The organism is Rahnella sp. AA (genome assembly GCF_002834385.1).
In the GTDB taxonomy this organism is placed as follows: Bacteria; Pseudomonadota; Gammaproteobacteria; order Enterobacterales; family Enterobacteriaceae; genus Rahnella.
Genome location: NZ_PITQ01000006.1, coordinates 331,153 through 350,707, shown reverse-complemented (window position 1 = coordinate 350,707; position 19,555 = coordinate 331,153). Strand labels below are relative to the sequence as shown.

The window sequence follows — 19,555 nt, the reverse complement described above, 5'->3', positions numbered from 1 at the left end:
CCTGCTGATGCAGGGTTCCGGCAGTAAGATGCAGGCCGTCGTCCGCCGTGATCGCGCCGCTGTTTGTGAACGTTGTCGCGCTGACATCGACGTTATCCGCCCCCAGCGTGGCGGTGCTGGTCAGGGTGCCCGCGCTGATCGTCAGCGCCCCCGGCGTCACCAGTTTACCGCCCAGCTCTGCGCCTTCAGACGCACTGATCCCCAGCGCGCTTTTGCCCTGTGTTTGCGAGTCGTTGCCCGTGGTCAGGTGTTGTGTGTTGAGCGCCATGTTGCCATCGGCAGAAAGGAAACCGTTCAGGTCGGCGGTGCCCGCACTGAGGTTCACATCCCCCTGACTGGTCTGGGCGGAACCTGCGCGGGTGCTGAGCGCCGTGGCGCGGAGGTCTGCGCCCTGCGTGCCGGTGAGCGTACCGCCCAGATCCGCCTGCGCGGTGTTCAGCCGGAGCTGACCGTCGGCCAGTAACGTGGCCGCATCGCCGTTTGTCACGCCGTCGCGCACGGTCAGCGTCAGGTCGCCGTTGGTTCCGGCCAGCCCCTGGTTATTGAGCTGGTTCAGGGTGAAGGTCTGGTCACCGCCGGACTGCGCCGTGCCGTTGTTGTTGAAGGTGTCGCCGTTAAGCTGCTGCGTGCCCAGTGACTGCAAAAGACCGTTGTTGTTCAGGGTGCCGAAACTGAACTGCCCGTTACGGTTGGCGGCGAGCGTGCCTGCGTTGCTGAAATCCCCCGAGGTGAAGTTCAGGTCACGGCCGGCAATCAGGCTGCCCGACCACTGAACGCCACGGGTAATGTTCGAAATGATGTCGTTCTGCGCGGACGTTTTGCCGCCCTGCGCGGCATTGAGCTGATCAGCCGTGATCGAAAGATTGTTGCCCGCACGGGTCACGCCATCGAGCTGCTGCTGCCCGGCTGATAACTGCATATCTCCCGCAGACGCCAGCGAACCACTGCTGGTAACCTGCAATGCGCCGCCGCTGGCCTCCAGCGTGTTGCCGTCCAGCGCACCGGCGATCGTGGAAGCGTGGCCTGCCGTCAGGGATACATCTTTGTCGCTGTGGATGCTGCCCGATGCGCCGACGGAAAGATCCGTGGCGTTCAGACCTACATTGCCTGCCGTTGAAATCTGGCCGTTAAGTTTCTGTTGCCCGGCGGTAAGCTGAATATCACCGAGGCTGGTGATCTGCGCATTTTGTCCGGCGTTCAGGGAATCTGCACCGACTGAAAGACCGCTTTTACCGGTCAGCGCGCCGTTCACGGTCACCTGACCGCCATCAAGAGTCAGCTGGTCACCGGCAAACAAAGAACCCTGTTCACCGACCGTCAGCTGGTCAGCAACCTGCAATGCCAGTGCCTTTTGCGAACCGATAAGCCCCTGACTGTCGAGCGAGTTCGCGGTAATATTTTGCGTACCGCCGGACTGAATTTTACCCGTGTTGCTCAGTTCGGTGGCGTGAAGAGTCTGGCTGCCCTGTGCCTGAATCAGGCCGTTATTGGTGAGTTTTTGCGTGGTGAAGTCCGTGTTGCCTGACGCCGCCAGCGCCCCGTTATTGGTTAGTCCGGCGGCATTCAGCGCCAGATCGCCCCCCGCCGTCAGGCCACCGTTCCATACCCCGTTATTGCCAGCGCTGGCCTGTACATTTCCGGCGGCATAAACCTGCGCACCGCTGGCAGAGTTCAGTGAACCGCTAACCAGTTGCAGGTTTTGTCCGGCACGAAGATTACCGCCCAGCATGGCGCTTTCGCTGGCCTGAATATCCGCATCAGAACCGGACTGAATTTGCGAACCGGCGGCGGTGGTCAGCTGACCAAAATGTCCGGTCAGCTGACTGTCGCCGGAAAGCAATCCGCCCAATTGTGCATCACCGGCATTCAGGGAAATATTTCCCGCACTGGTGATGGCGGAGTCGCCGGTTGTGCTCAGAGAACCGAAATTCAGGGTGCTGCCCTGTTTGCCGTTAACCTGACCGGCAATACCAGCCTGTGCGGCTGTGATCCCTAATGCACCGCTGGCCGCCACCGAACCGTTTACGCCTTGTGTCAGATCCTGCTTTGCCGTGAGCTGCAACGCGCCATCTGCATTGATTGCGCCGTTGTTATGCAGGCTGTCCGCCTGAATCTGCTGCGTGCCTTTCGCCTGGATTTTCCCGCTGTTCTCCAGCGTTGTCGCCTGAACCGACTGCGTCTGTGCCTGTAGTGTGCCGCTATTGGTGAGGCGTTGGGTGGTCAGATTCGCGTTACCGCTGGCGGCAATCAGCCCGTTATTAGTCAGGTCACCGGCGCTGAGACTGAGATCTTTACCCGCCGTCAGGCTGCCCTGCCATTGGCCGCCGTTACCTGCTGCCGCACTGACGTTCCCGGCGGCGGAGACCTGCGCTGCGCTGCCCGACGTCAGCTGACCCGCGGCCAGCGTCATATTTCCGCCGCTGGTCACCAGACTGCCCTGCGCCGCCAGTTGCCCCTGGCTGTTGAGGGCCATATCGCCGCCGGACTGCTGTGCGCCGTTCAGCGCAATCTCCTGCGCATTGGCCGTCAGTTTGCCAGTGGCTGTCGCATTGTTCAGCGTCAGTTTCCCGCTGGCATCAATCTGCATGTCGCCGACAGACGCGTTCAGGTTACCGAGGTTCACCCCGACGCCTTTGTCGCTGGAGACCAGATGGATACGGTTGGCGTACATGCCGCCCAGCGCGCCGGTGTCGATGGCCACCGACGGCACGCCTGCGCCAGAGACCGGCGCAGCGTTACCCTGCGCATCCACACGATTTGCCCCTAAAGTGACGTTCAGATCTTTGGCATACAAACCGGCATTAATCTGTGCGGCGCGGGAAATCAGTGAAAACGAGTCGCTCTGGCGGGCGTCCAGCCCCTGGCCTTCGACCGTGATCGCGCCCTGCGTGACATCGAGGGATTGCAGCGAGCCGTCCGCGCCCAGCACCGGTTTGCCGGTGGTTAACGTGGCGTTGGGGGTGTTGAGAAAGCCGCAGCCGTTACAGGTGATGCCGTACGGGTTCGCCACCATGACGTTCGCCGCCTTACCGGCGACTTCCATGTAGCCATTAAGCTGCGAAGGGTTCGATGACACCACTTCGTTAATGATGCCCTTTGCTTCCTGACCTGCGGTGAGATTGGGGTTGTTTTGAATCAGACCGCCGAGCTGAGTTTGCGTAAGCTTACCGGTGGCGTTGTTGAGGATGAGGCCTTGCTGGCCGACGTTAAAATCGGTGTATTTATTGTGTGAAATCCCGGCCTGATTCGGGGTGGCAATGTTCACAACCGGTACGCCGTTGGCGGCCTGATCGGTGCGGGTGTTGCCCCCGGCGACCGTCACGCCTGCCGCAAATGCGGGCACCAAAGGCTGCCACACCAGCCAGCCCATCAGCCCGTACGCCAGCGCCCTGCGCCATAAAGCAACAGGTTGTTCTTTCACCGTTTTCATCCCCGAAATCCTTTTCATCAACATTTATATGCTAACAAGCCCCCGCGATCAGGTGGCAATGGAGCCAACGTTCAGGCGTTTTATCTCAAACTCTGTTTCACTTTTCGTTTCCAACGCTGAGCCTCAGACATCACCGGAACCTTAAATAAGTGTTTAACATTCAGCCAATATCGGCAGGGGATGCTCCGCCATTAATGGTTAACAGGTTATAAATATTACAAAATATGTAATCGGCAGGCGTCGTTAAACATTAATAAATATTGTGAGTAGGGGTATTTCGTGTGAATTACACTTTGTTACTCTGTGTTATTGCTTGGAATAAGATTAATCAAGTTGGATCTGAATCCTGCTGATGCGCCGATTTGAAACATCCAGAAATAAGTAGCTTAAAAGCACCATTTTGTCTGTCACTTCAGGATGTAAGAAGTGAGAACGCGCCATCATTGCCATGAGGACTTCGCCCAAGCCAGCATCAATTTCATAACAATGAATATACATTTTGCACTTACCAACGCAGGGGACAATGTGAGAAACTGGTAATGATTGCGCAAACATTCGTAGTTTGAACTTGCAAACCAGTGAGCAATGCTTTGAATAATATAATAAAGAGTCACACTGGCCGTTCCCGCACGGCCACGCTTGAAGATGTCGCAAAAGAAGCCGGTCTTTCTCCGATGACGGTCAGCCGTGCGCTCAATAATCCCAAGGTTGTTCGCCCCGCGACTATCGCCAGAGTGATGGAGGCAGTCAGCGCTACCGGATATATCCCCAATATGCTGGCGGGCGGGCTGGCGACCAGCCGGACAAAGTTGATTGCCGTGGTCGTGCCGCAAATCAACAACAATATGTTTGTCGATACCGTTCAGGCGATCAGCGACGAGCTGGCGGCACGCGGCTACCATATGCTGCTGTGTATTGTCGGTTACGAACCGGAAGCGGAAACCGAAATTGTCGCCACCCTGCTTTCCCGCCGCCCTGACGGCATTGTGCTGACCGGAATCCACCATACGTCAGAACTAAAAAGAATCATTCTGAACGCCACTATCCCTGTGGTGGAAATTTGGGATTTAACCCCGACGCCCATTGATATGCTGATTGGCTTCTCCCACGAAAAAGTCGGCAATGCCATCGGCGAGTATTTCACCGCGAAAGGTTTCACCCGCTTTGGTTTCATCTGTGCGTCAGACCGTCGCGCTGTAGTGCGTAAAAATGGTGCCATCAGCGTGTTACAACGAAATCCGGCGCACAATATTAAAGAAGTGATCGTGTCACGCCCGGCCAATATGGAAGTGGGGCGCAGTGCGTTAAAACAGCTGCTTCGCGAAGGCGAACGGTTCGATGCCATCATTTGCAGTTCCGATACCCTGGCGCAGGGCGCAATTATGGAAGCGGAATCGCAAGGGCTGCGTGTGCCCGATGATTTCTCAGTGATCGGCTTTGCTGATTTAAATTTTGCCGCGCATAACCGCCCGGCCATTACGACGGTCAGCGTCGATAAATGGGAGCTGGGGATACGTGCGGCGGATATGTTGGCGGATAAAATAGAAGGCGTTCCGGTGGGTGAACCGATCGTCGATATGGGTTACCGGCTGGTGATCAGAGAATCAGCTTAGCGTTCCCCCCCCAGAGGAAAATAAGTCAACTCAGGTTGGCTTTTGTTCCTCCTCTTCTCAGTGAATGACTGCACCCGACACTATTATCAAATTTGTATTTCTCACTTATCCTAAATAAACGGGTAATTGAAAATTATTCTTATTTGTTAGAAATGTTAGCTAACATTCACATCAAAAAATAACAATAACTTTCCTTGCGAAATTATATTTATCAAAATTTATACAAATTATTCCGGCCCCATATCTTTGATAATCAATGCTAATTTTTCGGGTTATAAACAAAATAACAAAAAATCTTAATCCATTGTTTTACATAAATTTTAAATCAAATAAGACATTAAAAACCGTTGCTTTTATATCCCACCGCATAGTTATTGTGGAATTTATTCATTTATTTTAAATGTAGCGGTGATATTATCGATTTGTACCCAAAAAAAATAATAATTAACCCAAACTTAACATCAGGCATGTGAGAGTCGTAATTCTATGCTCCTTCAAAAAAAAACTACCCGTCGCAAGTTTTTACTTGGGTCGCTGATGGCATTGCCTGTCGGCACCATCATGATGAAAGGGTTGTCAGCGGCACAAGCTGCCGAGATGGCTGCCCCGGATTTACTCGATTATAAACCCGTGTTTTTCAGCGCCGATGAGTGGCAGTTTATTATGGCCGCCGCTGACCGTCTGATCCCCGCAGGAGGCAAAGGGAAAGCGCCCGGCGCACTCGAAACCAATGTGCCGATTTTTATCGATCAGCAAATGCACGGCGATTTCGGCGAAGAAATCTATATGCAGGGGCCGTTTAACGTTCACGCGCCCGCGACCATGGGGTATCAGATCCCCTTCCGTCCTCAGCAAATCTACAAAACCGGTATTCGCCTGGCGAACAGCTGGTGTCAGCAAAATCATCAGAAAGACTTCCACGCGCTCTCCGATCAGGACAAAGACAACGCCCTGTCGCAGCTCCAGAAAAACGGCATCCGTTTTGCCGATATGGGCGAAGAGAACCTGGTCGCGTCGCAATTCTTCGGTGAGCTGCTTTCCGATACCAAACACGGTTATCTGGCAGACCCGATCTATGGCGGTAACAAAGGGATGAAGGCATGGATTGCCATCGGATTCCCCGGTGCACGCGCCAGTTTCACTGAATGGGTGAAACAGCACAACGTCCCGTATCCGCTTGGGCCTGTGAGCCTGCAGGGCGCACGTGCCTGAGTGCCGCGCCCTATTACCGTTTCTGATGAATGACAGGATAAAAGATGGCACAAGTAATTAAACCAGAAGTCGACGTTGTCGTCGTCGGCCTCGGCTGGGCGGGCTCTCTGATGAGCATCGAGCTGGCAATGGCCGGTCTGACCGTGCGCGCACTTGAGCGTGGCGGTGATCGCGGGTATGAAGAATTCGCATACCCGAAACCGGCGGATGAATACGCCTACGCCGTACGCAACAAAGTGATGGCGACGCCGGCAGAAGCCGCCGTGACCGTACGCTACAACATGAGCGAAACCGCGCTGCCGACCCGTAAATGGGGCGCATTTGCGCCGGGTACGGGCGTTGGCGGTTCCGGTCTGCACTGGACAGCCGTGCTTATCCGCCCTACGCCGACCGATTTAAAGCTCAAAACGTATGCCGATGAAGCCTACAAACCGGGCATTTTGCAGGAAGACATGCGGATCATGGATTTCCCGTTCACCTGGGATGAAATCGAACCGTATTACACCAAGTTTGAGCACATCTGCGGGCAGTCGGGCAAAACCGGTAACCTGCGCGGCCAGATTATGGAAGGCGGCGATCCGTTTGAAGGGCCACGATCCGAGCCTTATCCGTTGCCTGCGCTGGAAGACACGCTCAACAGCAGCATGTTTGCCGAAGTAACGAAAAAAATGGGTTATCACCCGTTCCCGAACCCGTCGGCCTGCGTGTCCCGCGCCTGGACTAACCCGTACGGCAACCAGATCGCGCCGTGCAACTACTGCGGTTATTGCAGTAAATATCCGTGCCTGAACTACTCGAAAGCCTCGCCGCAGACTGCCGTCATGGACGCGCTGAAACGCATGGATAACTTCTCTTATGAAGTCCACGCCAACGTGCTGAAAGTCGAATTGCATGACGACAAAAAAACCGCCAAAGGCGTGATCTACATGGATGCGCAGGGCAACGAGTGCTTCCAGCCTGCGAAAATCGTGGTGCTGAGCAGCTTCCAGTTCTGTAACGTCCGCCTGATGCTGCTTTCCGGGATCGGCAAACCTTACAACCCGATCACCGAAGAAGGCGTGATTGGCCGTAACTACGCGTTCCTGAGCAACGGCGGCTCAACGCTGTTCTTCAAAGATAAAAACTTTAATCCGTTCGCCACTGCAGGCGCAACCGGCCAGATGATCAACGACATCTCTCCGGGCAATTTCGACGGCCCTGCTCTGGGCTTTATCGGCGGTGCGAAAATCCACAGCTCTCAGGCCACCGGCACACCAATCAGCACGTCCCTGCCGAAAGGCACACCGGCGTGGGGCACGGGCTGGAAAGAAGGCATGGAAGAGTGGTACGGCCATTCGATGAAAATCAGTATCACTACGACCTGCCAGTCTTATCGCGATATTTATCTGGATCTCGATCCGAACTACAAAGATGAATACGGCTATCCGCTGCTGCGTATGACCTTCGACTGGAAACAGAACGAACTCAAACTTCAGCAGTACCTGAAAGGGATCGTGGGCAATATCACCAAAGAGCTGAACCCGGACAGCTACAGCGAAAGCTTCCTGCCGATGGACGCGCATTTTGACCTGACCAAATACGTTTCGACGCACAACGTCGGCGGCGCGGTCATGGGCGATAACCCGAAAACCTCCGCGCTGAACAAGTTCCTGCAAAGCTGGGATGTGCATAACGTCTTTGTGCCGGGCGGCAATGCCTTCCCGCAGAACTTCCAGGCGAACCCGACGGACACCATCGGGGCAATCACGCTGATGGCCGCGCAGGCGATTAAAGATCAGTATCTGAAAAATCCTGGTCCACTGGTTCAGGCATAAGCGGAGATGAACAGGATGAAACTCAAAAGTTTATTTATCGCGAACGCCATGCTGCTGGGCGCCGGGCTGATGGCAAATGCGCAGGCTGATGACGCCAATAACGCGCAACTCATCAAACAGGGCGAATACGTCGCTCGCCTCGGTGACTGCGGTGCGTGCCATACGGTGGCGGGTAAACCGGCGTTCTCCGGCGGTCTGGCGATTAACTCGAATCTGGGCACTATTTATTCGACCAATATCACGCCGGATAAAAACCACGGGATCGGCGGTTACACGGAAGCGCAATTTTCCGATGCCGTGCGTAAAGGCGTGCTGCCGGATGGCACCCGCTTGTACCCGGCGATGCCGTATCCGGACTACGCCAAAATCAACGATGAAGATATGCACGCGCTCTACGTTTACTTCATGCAGGGCGTGAAGCCGAGCGCGGAACAACCACCGGAAACTGACCTGAGCTTCCCGTTCAGCCAGCGCTGGGGGATGCGTTTCTGGAACTGGGCGTTCGCGTCGGATAAGCCATTCCAGCCGATCGGCGGTGCATCTGAACAGGTGAACCGTGGTGCGTATCTGGTGGAAAGCCTCGGCCACTGCGGCAGTTGCCACACGCCTCGCGGTCTGGGGATGAACGAGAAAGCGCTGGACAGCAGCGATTCTGATTTCCTCGCAGGCGGCAGTCTGAATCACTGGGATGTTCCGTCGCTGCGCGGCGTGGCGCACTGGAATGAACAGGAAATCGTCGATTATCTGGGTAAAGGGCGTAACGACAAAGCCGCCGTTGGCGGTGAAATGACGTCGGTGGTGGAGAACAGCACGGCGCACATGACCGATGAAGATCTGAAGGCCATTGCTGCGTACATCAAATTCCTGGGCGGCAACCCGCCGGTACCGGCTCCGGACACGCAGAAAGCCAGCGCAACCGAAGCCAAACTGACGGCAGCTAAAAACCTCAGCGAAGGCGAACGTTTGTATCTGGATAACTGCGGTGCCTGCCACTTTGTCACAGGTAAAGGTGCACCAGGCGTGTTCCCGCAGCTGGATCAGGCAACGATTGTAAACTCTCAGGATCCAACCGGGTTAATCCACACGATCCTCGCCGGTGCCCAGCAGCCGTCAACCGCACGCGCTCCTTCAACGCTGGTAATGCCAGGGTTTGCTGCCCGCCTGACGGATGATGAGGCTGCACAACTGGCAACGTTCATCCGCCAGGGCTGGAGCAACAACGCCCCGGCGGTGACGGCAAAAGAAGTGGGTGAAGTCAGAAAAACGCTGACGCACTGATTTCGTTACAAACCAAGAACCGCGTTCCAAAACAAAACGGCTTTCCTGCGGGAGGGCCGTTTTTTTGTGTCTGAAATATGTGATTTACATCACGGAAAAGTGATCTGGTTTTGAACACCAAAACTGTGACTCCCTCCCATCCCCTCTTCCTAAAAATTCCCTATCATTAACGCCATGTTGTACATGATTGTCTATAGACAACTCTAAACGTTCAGGTGCGCGCCATGAAAATGTTGAGTAAAAATTCGCAAACGCCGTTGTACCAGCAGGTTGTGGAGTGGATTAGAGAAAGCATTTATAGCGGTGAGCTGGTCGAAGATGACCGGATCCCCTCTGAGTACCAGATCATGGATATGCTGGAGGTAAGCCGCGGAACCGTTAAGAAAGCCGTTAATCAGTTAGTTCGGGAAGGCATTTTAGTGCAGGTTCAGGGCAAAGGAACTTTCGTGAAAAAGGAAAATGTTGCCTACCCGTTAGGTGAAGGGTTGCTCTCTTTTGCGGAAGCGCTGGCAAGCCAGAAAATAAACTTCACCACCAGCGTCATCACCTCCCGGCTGGAGCCGGCTAACCGCTTCGTGGCAGAAAAACTGCATATCAAACCGGGGCAGGACATCTTATTTCTTGAACGTCTTCGCTCAATCGGCGATGAAAAAGTCATGCTGATTGAAAACCGTATTAACGTTGAGCTTTGCCCCGGTATTATTGACATTGATTTCACAAAAGAAAATTTATTCCCATCTATTGAAAGATTGTCTGGTAAAAAAATAAGTTTTTCTGAAAGTCGCTATGCTGCCAGATTAATTGGTAAAGAAAGGGGCCATTATCTTGATATTGGCGAAGACGCTCCCGTTCTGCATCTGGAACAACTGGTATTTTTCTCAAGAGGGTTACCCGTTGAGTTCGGTAATGTTTGGTTAAAAGGCAATAAATATTATCTTGGCACTATTTTGCAGCGCCGGGAAGCAAACTAGAAAAGGGGAAATTATGCAGAATATTAATTTTCACCGTCATTATGTTCAACGCCTTTCAAGAGAGGTGAGTCAAAATGACATTATCAGGGCTCTTGCCAGTCCGTTAATTAACGATGAGAGGGTCGTCCCTGACTTTGCAGAACAGGTCATTGCACGGGAACAGGTTTTTCCGACGGGGTTACCGGTCGAACCTGTCGGGGTCGCCATTCCACATACTGACCATAAACATGTTCGTCAGAACGCAATCAGTATCGGAATACTGGCAGAACCCGTCAATTTCCAGGACATGGGCGGAGAGCCGGTTCCTGTTCCTGTCAGAGTCGTGTTCCTGCTTGCTTTAAGTGAAAGCAATAAACAACTCAATATCCTTGGTTGGGTTATGGACATCATACAGGACGGGCATTTTATGCAGGAACTGCTTGTCATGAATGATGATGATATCTTTCAGTCTATTTACAAAAAATTATCTGACAGAGGTGAATTATGAGTCAAATGATATTGTTCGTTTGTGCAACAGGTATTGCAACCTCCACAGCTGTAGCAGAAAAAGTCATGGAGTATTGTAAGGAGAACGGGCTTAACGTTAATTATTCTCAAACAAATGTCGCTTCACTGCCGAATAATACAGACGGAGCCACGCTAATTGTTTCAACAACCAAAGTCCCTTATGAACTGGATATTCCTGTCGTCAATGGCTTACCGATAATTACCGGCGTGGGTGAAGATAAAGTCCTTGAAAGAATTGTTTCTATTCTTAAAGACCTAGCCTGATTTTATAAAAATAATCCAGACAGATATTCCCAGGCGCTAACGCGAGGTCTGGTTATGTCGAAAGAAGAGGTAAAATATGAATGATATCGCGCATACTCTCTATACCGTTGTGCAATATGTATTAGGTTTTGGTCCAACAGTATTATTACCACTGGTTCTGTTTTTCCTGGCCTTATTCTTCAAAGTTAAGCCTGCAAAAGCACTCCGGTCTTCGTTAATTGTCGGAATAGGTTTTGTCGGGATTTATGCCATCTTTGACATTCTTACCAGCAACGTAGGACCGGCGGCACAGGCCATGGTTGAACGAACCGGTATCAGCCTTCCGGTGGTCGATTTGGGCTGGCCGCCACTGGCTGCAATTACCTGGGGGTCTCCAATCGCTCCCTTTGTCATTCCACTGACGATGCTGATTAACGTCGCCATGTTGGCACTGAACAAGACCCGGACTGTCGATGTGGACATGTGGAATTACTGGCACTTTGCTTTGGCAGGAACGCTGGTTTACTACAGCACAGGGAGTTTTGTGCTTGGGTTGTCTGCCGCTGGCATTGCAGCGATCGTGGTCCTCAAACTGGCCGACTGGTCCGCGCCATTGGTGGCTAAGTACTTTGGCCTGGAAGGCATTTCACTTCCAACCCTGTCATCCGTTGTCTTCTTTCCCGTGGGGCTGCTGTTTGACAAAATTATTGACAAGATCCCGGGGCTGAACCGCATTCACATTGATCCTGAGAACGTGCAGAAAAAGCTGGGTATCTTTGGTGAACCCATGATGGTTGGAACCATCCTGGGCCTCCTGCTGGGTATTATCGCCGGTTATGACTTTAAGCATGTCCTGCTTCTGGGTATCAGTATCGGCGGTGTCATGTTCATTCTTCCGCGTATGGTACGCATTCTGATGGAAGGCTTGTTACCGCTGTCCGAAGCTATCAAGAAATACCTGAATGCCCGATATCCGGGGCGCGACGATCTGTTTATCGGGCTGGATATTGCGGTAGCAGTCGGCAATCCGGCAATTATTTCCACTGCCCTGATCTTAACGCCAATATCAGTCTTTATCGCATTCCTTCTTCCGGGGAACAAAGTTCTTCCGCTGGGCGACCTCGCAAATCTGGCTGTAATGGCTTCGATGATTGTACTGGCTTGCCGTGGCAACATTTTCCGGGCGGTGATTACTGCCATTCCGGTCATCATTGCCGATTTGTGGATTGCGACCCAAATTGCGCCATTTATTACGGGCATGGCAAAAGACGTCAATTTCAAAATGGCAGAAGGGTCGAGTGGGCAGGTATCAAGCTTCCTTGACGGGGGCAATCCCTTCCGTTTCTGGCTGCTTGAGATCTTCAACGGAAACATGATTGCGATTGGTCTGGTCCCGGTCGTTGCACTGCTTATTTACGGCGTCTTTCGTCTGACAAAAGGAACGGTCTATGCCTGATTACTGCGCAGCGCTGGTCATCGATATTGGCACAACCAACTGCAAAGTCAGCTGTTACTCCTGCAATGACGCATCAGTACTGGAAGCCCGCAAATTCCCTACCCCTAAGAATGAATCGCAAACAGGGGAAGTCGATTTTGATATCGAAGCGTTGTGGCTTGCCTTGCGACGGGTAATAGCAGAGCTGGTATCTTCCTCGCCATATCCGGTGACAAATATCAGCATTGCAAGTTTTGGTGAGTCGGGTGTGTTTGTGGATAAAAAAGGAACCCTCCTGACCCCAATGCTTGCCTGGTATGACCGCCGTGGTGAATCCTACCTCTCATCGTTGAATGAGCAGGAAACTGCGGAGTTGTACGCAATCACAGGGTTACCCCCTCACAGCAATTACTCAGCGTTCAAAATGCGCTGGTTACTTGATAAGTATTCATTACATGAACGCAAAGACATCTGCTGGTTACACGCACCAGAAATCTTGTTGTTATGGCTGACGGGTGAGAGAAAAACGGAAGTCTCTCTGGCAAGCAGGACATTATGTCTGGACGTAACCCGTTGCACCTGGTCGCGCAAAGCTGCGGCGATACTCGGCATCCCTTTCACTGTCCTGGCTCCGTTGATTACGCCGGATGAAGTGGCCGGATGGGTTACGCCAGCGATCAGAAATGAGCTGGGGATGTCTCATGAAGTAAAAGTCACACTCGCGGGACACGATCACATGGTGGGAGCCCGTGCATTGCAGATGCAGCCCGGTGATGTTTTAAACTCCACAGGGACAACAGAGGGCATTCTGCTGCTAAATACCCAACCGACTCTTCATTCACACGCGAGAAGGGATAAGCTGGCTAATGGTTGTTATTCGACTGGCAGAACCTTTACGCTTTTCGCTTCTCTGCCGGTTGGTGGCTATGCGTTCGAATGGGTACAAAAAACGTTTCGTTTAACAGATGAGGAAACGCGCAATGCCCTGGAAAAGGCAATGGATAATTACCTTCAGCCCTCCTGGTCTGCTGATCAAGTCCCCGTGTTTATTCCCCATTTACGGGGCTCTGGCTCGCCAAATAAAAATCGTCATGCACGAGGCCTGATGTATGGCCTGACAGATTCATTGCCACCGGAAACTCTCCTCGAGAGCGTGTTTATCGGCCTGGTAATGGAGTTCGCACATTGCTACGAGTGCTTTAACATACCGGCAGGTAAACCCGTCAAAGTTATTGGCCCTGCTGTAAAAAACCCCTACTGGCTGCAATTGAAAGCTGACATGTTGCAGTGTCCGGTTGAGGCGATTGCTTTTGATGAAGCCGTATCCGTCGGTGCATTATTGATAGCGTGTCCGGAGGTGGAACTTCCGCCAATAAAACTAACCGCTCGTTATATTCCTGATCCGAATCGCTCGGCTGAGTTAAAAATATTTCAGCGGCAATGGTTGTCTTTTTATCGTTTTAAATTACAGCATGAGGGAGTTAATACTGAACACCCCTGAGATAAAGAAGTTGCTCGGTAATTAATTCATTCATATTTCCAAATAATCAGGAGTTAATATGCCTTTAGTTAATGGTAGGACCTTACTCAATTGTATTCATGAAAAACATGTTCTGGCTGGCGCATTTAATACGACAAATCTGGAAACAACAATTTCCATTCTTAATGCGATAGAACGTTCCGGATTGCCTAATTTCATTCAGATCGCACCAACTAATGCTCAGCTTTCCGGTTATGACTATATTTATGAAATCGTTAAGCGATATGCAGATAAAATGGATGTTCCTGTCAGTCTGCATCTGGATCACGGAAAAACGCTTGAGGATGTTAAGCAAGCTGTCAGAGCGGGCTTTACCTCGGTAATGATTGATGGTGCGGCGCTTCCTTTCGAAGAGAATATTGCGTTTACCCGTGAAGCTGTCGATTTTTGTAAATTATTTGGTGTACCGGTTGAAGCAGAATTGGGGGCTATTCTGGGTAAGGAAGATGATCATGTGAGCGAGGCTGATTGCAAAACCGAACCCGGGAAAGTTCTGCGTTTTGTCGAGGAAACAGGTTGCGACATGCTGGCCATCTCGATCGGCAATGTCCACGGGCTTGAAGATGTACCACGCATTGATATCCCGCTGTTACAACGTATCGCATCTGTGAGCCCGGTTCCTCTGGTTATACATGGTGGCTCAGGTATTGATGCAGATATTCTGAGAAGCTTTATTAATTATAAAGTTTCTAAGGTTAATATTGCGAGTGACTTACGAAAAGCCTTTATAACCTCTGTCGGCAAAGCCTGGGAAAGTAACAATAATGAGGCCAATCTGGCTGGCGTAATGGCTAAGGCTAAACAGGCTGTTGAGAATGATGTTTACTCTAAAATCCAGATGATGAATAAGCACCATCCGGCGTTGCGGAAAGTATCTTAAGGAGAAGATATGATCAGACAAAAAGTACGTGTTGTTAACAGTACGGGTTTGCATGCCCGCCCGGCTGCCACCCTGACAAAAATCGTCAAAAAATACCAGTCATCGCTGACACTGGTGAGTAATGATAAAGAAATTCCGATTAAAGGAATGATGAGTATTCTGGGCGCGGGCGTGAAGGGAAATACGATAATTGATTTAATTTGTGATGGCCAGGATGAACTGGCCTTTATGAATGAATTAAAAATCGCTTTCGCTGAAGGCTTTGGTGAACCCGGTTAATCAGATGAAAGATTTATAAGCGATACGGGAGATAATAAATAATTCCCGTATCGCTTATTACTGATGCTTAACACACGAGGACTCACCATCTTATAAAGATGAAATCCTGTGCATTTTGCCAGTTTGCCATTGAAATCAGCCCGCCGCCGTTTCATGCAGATGTCGCCACAGGATTTTGCCCTGCCCGTCCGCGCTGAATACCACCGTCGAATAGCGTAACGTCGCCGTCTGTCCCGGCAATTGCTGACGCTCCTGATACGTCACCACGGCGGATGATTCGCTTTCCGCAATCACAACCGGCTGCTCAATCTGGATCTCCAGACCGGATTTCGCGCCGTGCTGAGCCGTGAAAAATGCGCACAATGCTGCATAATCCAGCCGGTGACCGGTAAGCGTCACCATCGAATATTCCGCGTCAAACCTCGCCAGCAGTGCATCACAAATTGCCTGTGGCGAATGCGCATCGCCCAGCCACTGCCGGATAAGCTCATGCGCATCAAACACTTCTTTCACAAAACGATTCATCTTTCCTCCTGTTGTGTTTATCCCTTCACCACCGCCCCGCGCGGTAATCTCAGGCAAAATATGACCGGAACCAGCACGCTGGCCGCCGCCAGCCCGAAGCTCACTCCGTAGGCAAATTGCGGCATATGTGCCTGCAACAGATTAAGCAGAACGCTGATGACCGTCACGCCAAGGCAAAAACTCAGCTGACGGTTGATGTTCCATAACGCGCTGGCGTCGGCCAGCTGCGGCGCGGCGATATGTAAAAATGCGCAGCTCTGCGCCGTACTGCTACACAAACTGCTGCCAAACCCCATCAGCACGAACGCCATCACCGCCAGCCACGGCTGTTGATAAATAGTCATGAGGCTCAAAAGTGCAATACCGCCGCCCTGAACCAGACAGCCGGGGATAAACAACGCGCGCGGGCCGGTGCGGTTAAACATTTTTCCGGTTAAGCCGATAGCCGCAAACGACGCCACCGACCACGGCACCATCAGGCCGCCCGCCTGCGCGGCAGAAAACTGCATTTCATCCTGCAAAAACAGCATCGCAATCAGGCTCACGCCAGTAAAAATACCGGGAATGCACTGGTAAATTATCATCGCGGTGCGCAGCAGCGGTTCCCTGGTCAGTCGCAGATCCAGCAGCGGATTGTGTCGCCTGCGGGCATTACGCACAAAAGCGTAAAAACACGCCGCGCCCGCTAGCAGTAACGCGCTGCCCGCGGGCAATCCGCTGTATTCCCCCAGATGGGTCAGGCCGGATAAAACCAGCGTCAGCCCGAGGCTGGCGAGCAAAAAACCGCGCAGGTCAAAGCGTACCGCAGGTTCAGCCGGAACCTCGCGCAGCCAGCACAACGCCAGAATCCACGCGAGCAGCGCCAGCGGTAAACTGGCGACAAAAACCCAGCGCCAGTTCAGGTGATCCACAATGATGCCGCCTGCCACCGGCGACAGCGCCGGTGCCAGCAGTCCAACCAGCATAATCACCGCTGAAAGCCGCGCGCGCTCGTGGCTACGGTAAAGCGCGTACGCCAGCGTTTGCCCGACGGGGATCAGCAATCCGCCGCCCAGCCCCTGCACAATCCGCCAGGCCGTCAGCGACGCCAGGCTTTGCGCACCCGCCGCGCCGAGCGACGCCAGCATAAAAATCGCCAGCGACACGGTGAATACGCGACGGCCACCCAGCCGCGAAGCCAGCCAGCGGCTGGGCGGGATCACCAGCGTCAGCCCGAGAATATACCCGGAGCTGACCCAGGCCAGCGCACTGACCGGCGCGCCAAAATGCCGTGCGATGCCGGGATACGCCACGTTGGCGATAAACATGTTGATCAGATCAACAAAAAATCCCAGCAGATACACAATGGCTACACGCGTACGGTACTGCATTTGATTCTCTCCTTTATTCTGAATGGCGGGAATGTAACGGAGAAATAGCGGCTGATATACGGGCGGGTTGCCGTTACACTGTCAAAATAATTTTGACAATAAAAGGCTTCGGGATGCTGAATTTACAACGTCTGGAGATTTTCGTGGCGGTGGTGACAGCGGGGAGTTTCACCGCCGCAGCGGTAACGCTCGGGCTGACCAAAGCGGTGGTGAGCTTTAACGTTAAACAGCTGGAAGCTGAAACCGGCGTCGCACTGCTGACCCGCAGCACGCGGCGTCTGGCGCTGACTGATTCCGGCGAACGCTTTTACGAACGTTGCCGGATTTTATTACAGGACGCGGAATCAGTGCTCGACGATGTGCGGCGCGATCACGGCGGGCTGAGTGGTCAGTTGCGGATCACCAGTACGCCGGAATACGGCGCGCGCGTGGTCGTTCCGGCCCTGGCGGCGTTTGCGGCGCTACATCCGCAATTGCGCATTCAGCATGTGGCGTCATCGCATCACGATGATCTGATTTCAGGCCGGTTCGATCTGGCGATCCGCCTTGGTCAGCTGGCAGATTCCAGCCATCACGCCGCCACGCTGGGCAGTTTTGGCATACTGCCTGTGGCGTCTCCGGCGTTTTTACGCGGGCACGGCGACATCAGTAATCTGCAACAACTGGCCCAAACAAAGTGGATTGCCCACAGCCGCCTGCCCTTACCGGTAAGCTGGCCCGTGACGTCTCCGCAGGGAGAACAAACGCTTTTTCGCGTCACCACACCGCCGCTCGTGACCGCCGATAACGCATCATCGTTGCTGGCGTTCGCCCTGCACGGTGCCGGTGTCGCGCTGCTGCCGGACTGGCTGGTTCAGCCGGAAATCGAGGCGGGCCGCCTGCGCCATTTGCTGCCCGACCACCGTTTCCCGCCGCAGGGGATTTTTGCGCTCTACCCCAACACGCGACACATTCCCGAGAAAGTACGGCGGTTTATTGATTTTTTGAAGGGTCAGATAAATCCAGCATAAGTGAAAGAAATCTCTGATAATTTCCCCGCAGGATTAACTTACATTCTGTTCAGGATTAGAATCCGCTTCCGCCGTAAACCGGTTGCCTTTGCTCATTGTCAGACCGGTTCGGAATAGCATTCCCGCAGGGAAGGATGTTTCGCCCCTTCATCTGTAACCCGCGTATTACCATGACCTTGTTATTGGGAGATAATAATAAGGTCAGTTTGGTAGAGTTCCATTGTGCAGACTATGGAAATTCGCCAGCACTAATATGGCGTGACGCTATTATCGTTTGTTGTCATCAACTCGATAAGTTTCGGATGGACATACAGTTTTTCCCGCCCGACAGAAACCTCGTATAAAACACCGATATCGCAAAGCTGTTTAAGATAAACAGAGGCTGTCTGGCGTCGGGCTATGCCCAACTCAATCAGATTCGAAATCCGACAATAGGGCTGCTCAAAGATAATTTTCACCAACTCATAGCTATAAATTTTTGGCAGTGATTCACGGATATAGCCGGTGGTCATCTCAATGAGAATGCGGACAGCGGCGATTTTATCTGTCGTCCATTTAGCTGTTTGTTCAACCGCTGCGAGCATGAATAATATCCACGCCTCCCACTCACCCGATGCAGTCACACCACGAAGTAGCTGATAGTAATCATTTTTATTTGCGACAATGTACTGACTCAGGTACAAAATCGGTAAAGTCAGCAAATCTTTCTCCAGCAGGAACAAGATATTTAGAATGCGCCCTGTACGGCCATTACCATCTGAGAACGGGTGGATAGCTTCAAACTGGTAATGTGTAATTGCCATTTTCACCAGAGGATCCAATTCGTCTTCTGTATGAATAAATTTTTCCCAATTACTCAGCAAATCACGTATGACATTTTCACCAGCCGGAGGCGTGTAAACTACGCGTCGGTCATGACTTGTCAGGGCAGTGCCCGTAACCTTGCGGATATCCATTTCGCTATTTTTTAATGTGCTACAAATCCCAATCGCGGTTGATATACACAATGGCTTTTTTTTCAGAGACTTGAAAGCATCGTGCAGGGCTTTCCGATAACGTAACGCTTCTTTCGTCGCAGGGTCTGCCTGACTATCTTCCTGAGAAAACTGAAATAAACGATCGGTCGTCGTGACGATATTTTCGATTTCTGAAGAATCTTTCGCTTCAAGCAAAGGGAGCAGATTTATCAATATTCCCTGATTGGGTAATAAATTACCCGCCTGCTTCAATTCAGCCAGAGCCGCACGCGCTCTGATACATGCCTTTAATACAGGCACAGTTTCCACCTGGATATTTTCAGGCGGCAGAAGAGGAAGTTGGTTGAAAGGCTTTGCAGGATCCCATGACATAAGTTCATTTATCTCGTTTTTATCGACACGTTTTCAGGATATGTCGATACGATAAATACTTTTTGCTGATATGTCGATAAATTACGATTTTATAAATAT

At 52.2% G+C, this 19,555-nt stretch carries 16 protein-coding genes; 12 read left to right on the top strand and 4 right to left on the bottom strand.

Translation table 11 applies throughout. From position 1 onward, the window contains the following. Positions 1-3,430: filamentous hemagglutinin N-terminal domain-containing protein (locus tag CWS43_RS16710; RefSeq protein ID WP_157825408.1), on the bottom strand; the 3,430-nt coding region annotated here is incomplete at its 3' end. A 578-nt stretch (positions 3,431-4,008) separates the two neighbouring features. Here CWS43_RS16710 and CWS43_RS16705 point away from each other — a divergent pair. From CWS43_RS16705 to CWS43_RS16655, 11 genes are all read left to right on the top strand, one after another. Next, the gene (locus CWS43_RS16705) at positions 4,009-5,043 is read left to right on the top strand and encodes a LacI family DNA-binding transcriptional regulator (RefSeq protein WP_101078213.1); all 1,035 of its coding nucleotides are present in this window, start codon (positions 4,009-4,011) and stop codon (positions 5,041-5,043) included. A gap of 486 nt (positions 5,044-5,529) precedes the next feature. Beyond that, on the top strand, positions 5,530-6,255 hold the full coding sequence (locus tag CWS43_RS16700) for a gluconate 2-dehydrogenase subunit 3 family protein (protein WP_101078212.1): 726 nt from the start codon (positions 5,530-5,532) through the stop codon (positions 6,253-6,255). A gap of 44 nt (positions 6,256-6,299) precedes the next feature. Further along, complete coding sequence (locus tag CWS43_RS16695) at positions 6,300-8,069, top strand: GMC family oxidoreductase (RefSeq protein ID WP_101078211.1); 1,770 nt, start codon at positions 6,300-6,302, stop codon at positions 8,067-8,069. 6 nt (positions 8,070-8,075) lie between these two features. Beyond that, positions 8,076-9,347, top strand: a complete 1,272-nt coding sequence (locus CWS43_RS16690) for a cytochrome c (RefSeq protein ID WP_101078210.1) — start codon at positions 8,076-8,078, stop codon at positions 9,345-9,347. A 224-nt stretch (positions 9,348-9,571) separates the two neighbouring features. After that, positions 9,572-10,318 carry a GntR family transcriptional regulator gene (locus tag CWS43_RS16685; RefSeq protein WP_101078209.1) on the top strand — a complete coding sequence of 249 codons (747 nt, stop codon included), beginning with the start codon at positions 9,572-9,574 and terminating at the stop codon, positions 10,316-10,318. A 13-nt stretch (positions 10,319-10,331) separates the two neighbouring features. Then, positions 10,332-10,805, top strand: a complete 474-nt coding sequence (locus tag CWS43_RS16680; RefSeq protein WP_101078208.1) for a PTS sugar transporter subunit IIA — start codon at positions 10,332-10,334, stop codon at positions 10,803-10,805. After that, the gene (locus CWS43_RS16675) at positions 10,802-11,089 is read left to right on the top strand and encodes a PTS sugar transporter subunit IIB (protein ID WP_101078207.1); all 288 of its coding nucleotides are present in this window, start codon (positions 10,802-10,804) and stop codon (positions 11,087-11,089) included. Before CWS43_RS16680 ends, CWS43_RS16675 begins: the two co-directional genes overlap by 4 nt. 76 nt (positions 11,090-11,165) lie before the next feature. Continuing rightward, positions 11,166-12,524, top strand: a complete 1,359-nt coding sequence (locus tag CWS43_RS16670) for a PTS galactitol transporter subunit IIC (RefSeq protein WP_101078205.1) — start codon at positions 11,166-11,168, stop codon at positions 12,522-12,524. Further along, positions 12,517-14,004 (top strand): L-fuculokinase, encoded by a 1,488-nt coding sequence (locus tag CWS43_RS16665; protein ID WP_101078203.1) that lies wholly within the window; start codon positions 12,517-12,519, stop codon positions 14,002-14,004. The genes CWS43_RS16670 and CWS43_RS16665 overlap by 8 nt, the downstream gene beginning before the upstream one ends. A 58-nt stretch (positions 14,005-14,062) precedes the next feature. Then, complete coding sequence (locus CWS43_RS16660; RefSeq protein WP_101078201.1) at positions 14,063-14,923, top strand: class II aldolase; 861 nt, start codon at positions 14,063-14,065, stop codon at positions 14,921-14,923. 9 nt (positions 14,924-14,932) lie between these two features. Next, a complete protein-coding gene (locus tag CWS43_RS16655) occupies positions 14,933-15,202 on the top strand; it encodes an HPr family phosphocarrier protein (RefSeq protein ID WP_101078198.1) in 270 nt (89 codons plus the stop codon). A gap of 135 nt (positions 15,203-15,337) precedes the next feature. On the opposite strand, the gene CWS43_RS16650 is transcribed toward CWS43_RS16655, so the two are convergent. Together CWS43_RS16650 and CWS43_RS16645 are read right to left on the bottom strand one after the other, a co-directional pair. Further along, a complete protein-coding gene (locus tag CWS43_RS16650) occupies positions 15,338-15,727 on the bottom strand; it encodes a DUF4440 domain-containing protein (RefSeq protein ID WP_101078196.1) in 390 nt (129 codons plus the stop codon). Between the two features lie 17 nt (positions 15,728-15,744). Further along, complete coding sequence (locus CWS43_RS16645) at positions 15,745-17,097, bottom strand: MFS transporter (protein ID WP_101078194.1); 1,353 nt, start codon at positions 17,095-17,097, stop codon at positions 15,745-15,747. A 113-nt stretch (positions 17,098-17,210) separates the two neighbouring features. On the opposite strand from CWS43_RS16645, the gene CWS43_RS16640 reads away from it, so the two are divergent. Beyond that, complete coding sequence (locus CWS43_RS16640) at positions 17,211-18,107, top strand: LysR family transcriptional regulator (RefSeq protein WP_101078192.1); 897 nt, start codon at positions 17,211-17,213, stop codon at positions 18,105-18,107. Positions 18,108-18,355: 248 nt separating this feature from the next. Here CWS43_RS16640 and fic read toward each other — a convergent pair whose 3' ends face one another. Beyond that, positions 18,356-19,456, bottom strand: a complete 1,101-nt coding sequence (gene fic, locus CWS43_RS16635) for a protein adenylyltransferase Fic (RefSeq protein WP_101078190.1) — start codon at positions 19,454-19,456, stop codon at positions 18,356-18,358. Positions 19,457-19,555: the final 99 nt, after the last annotated feature.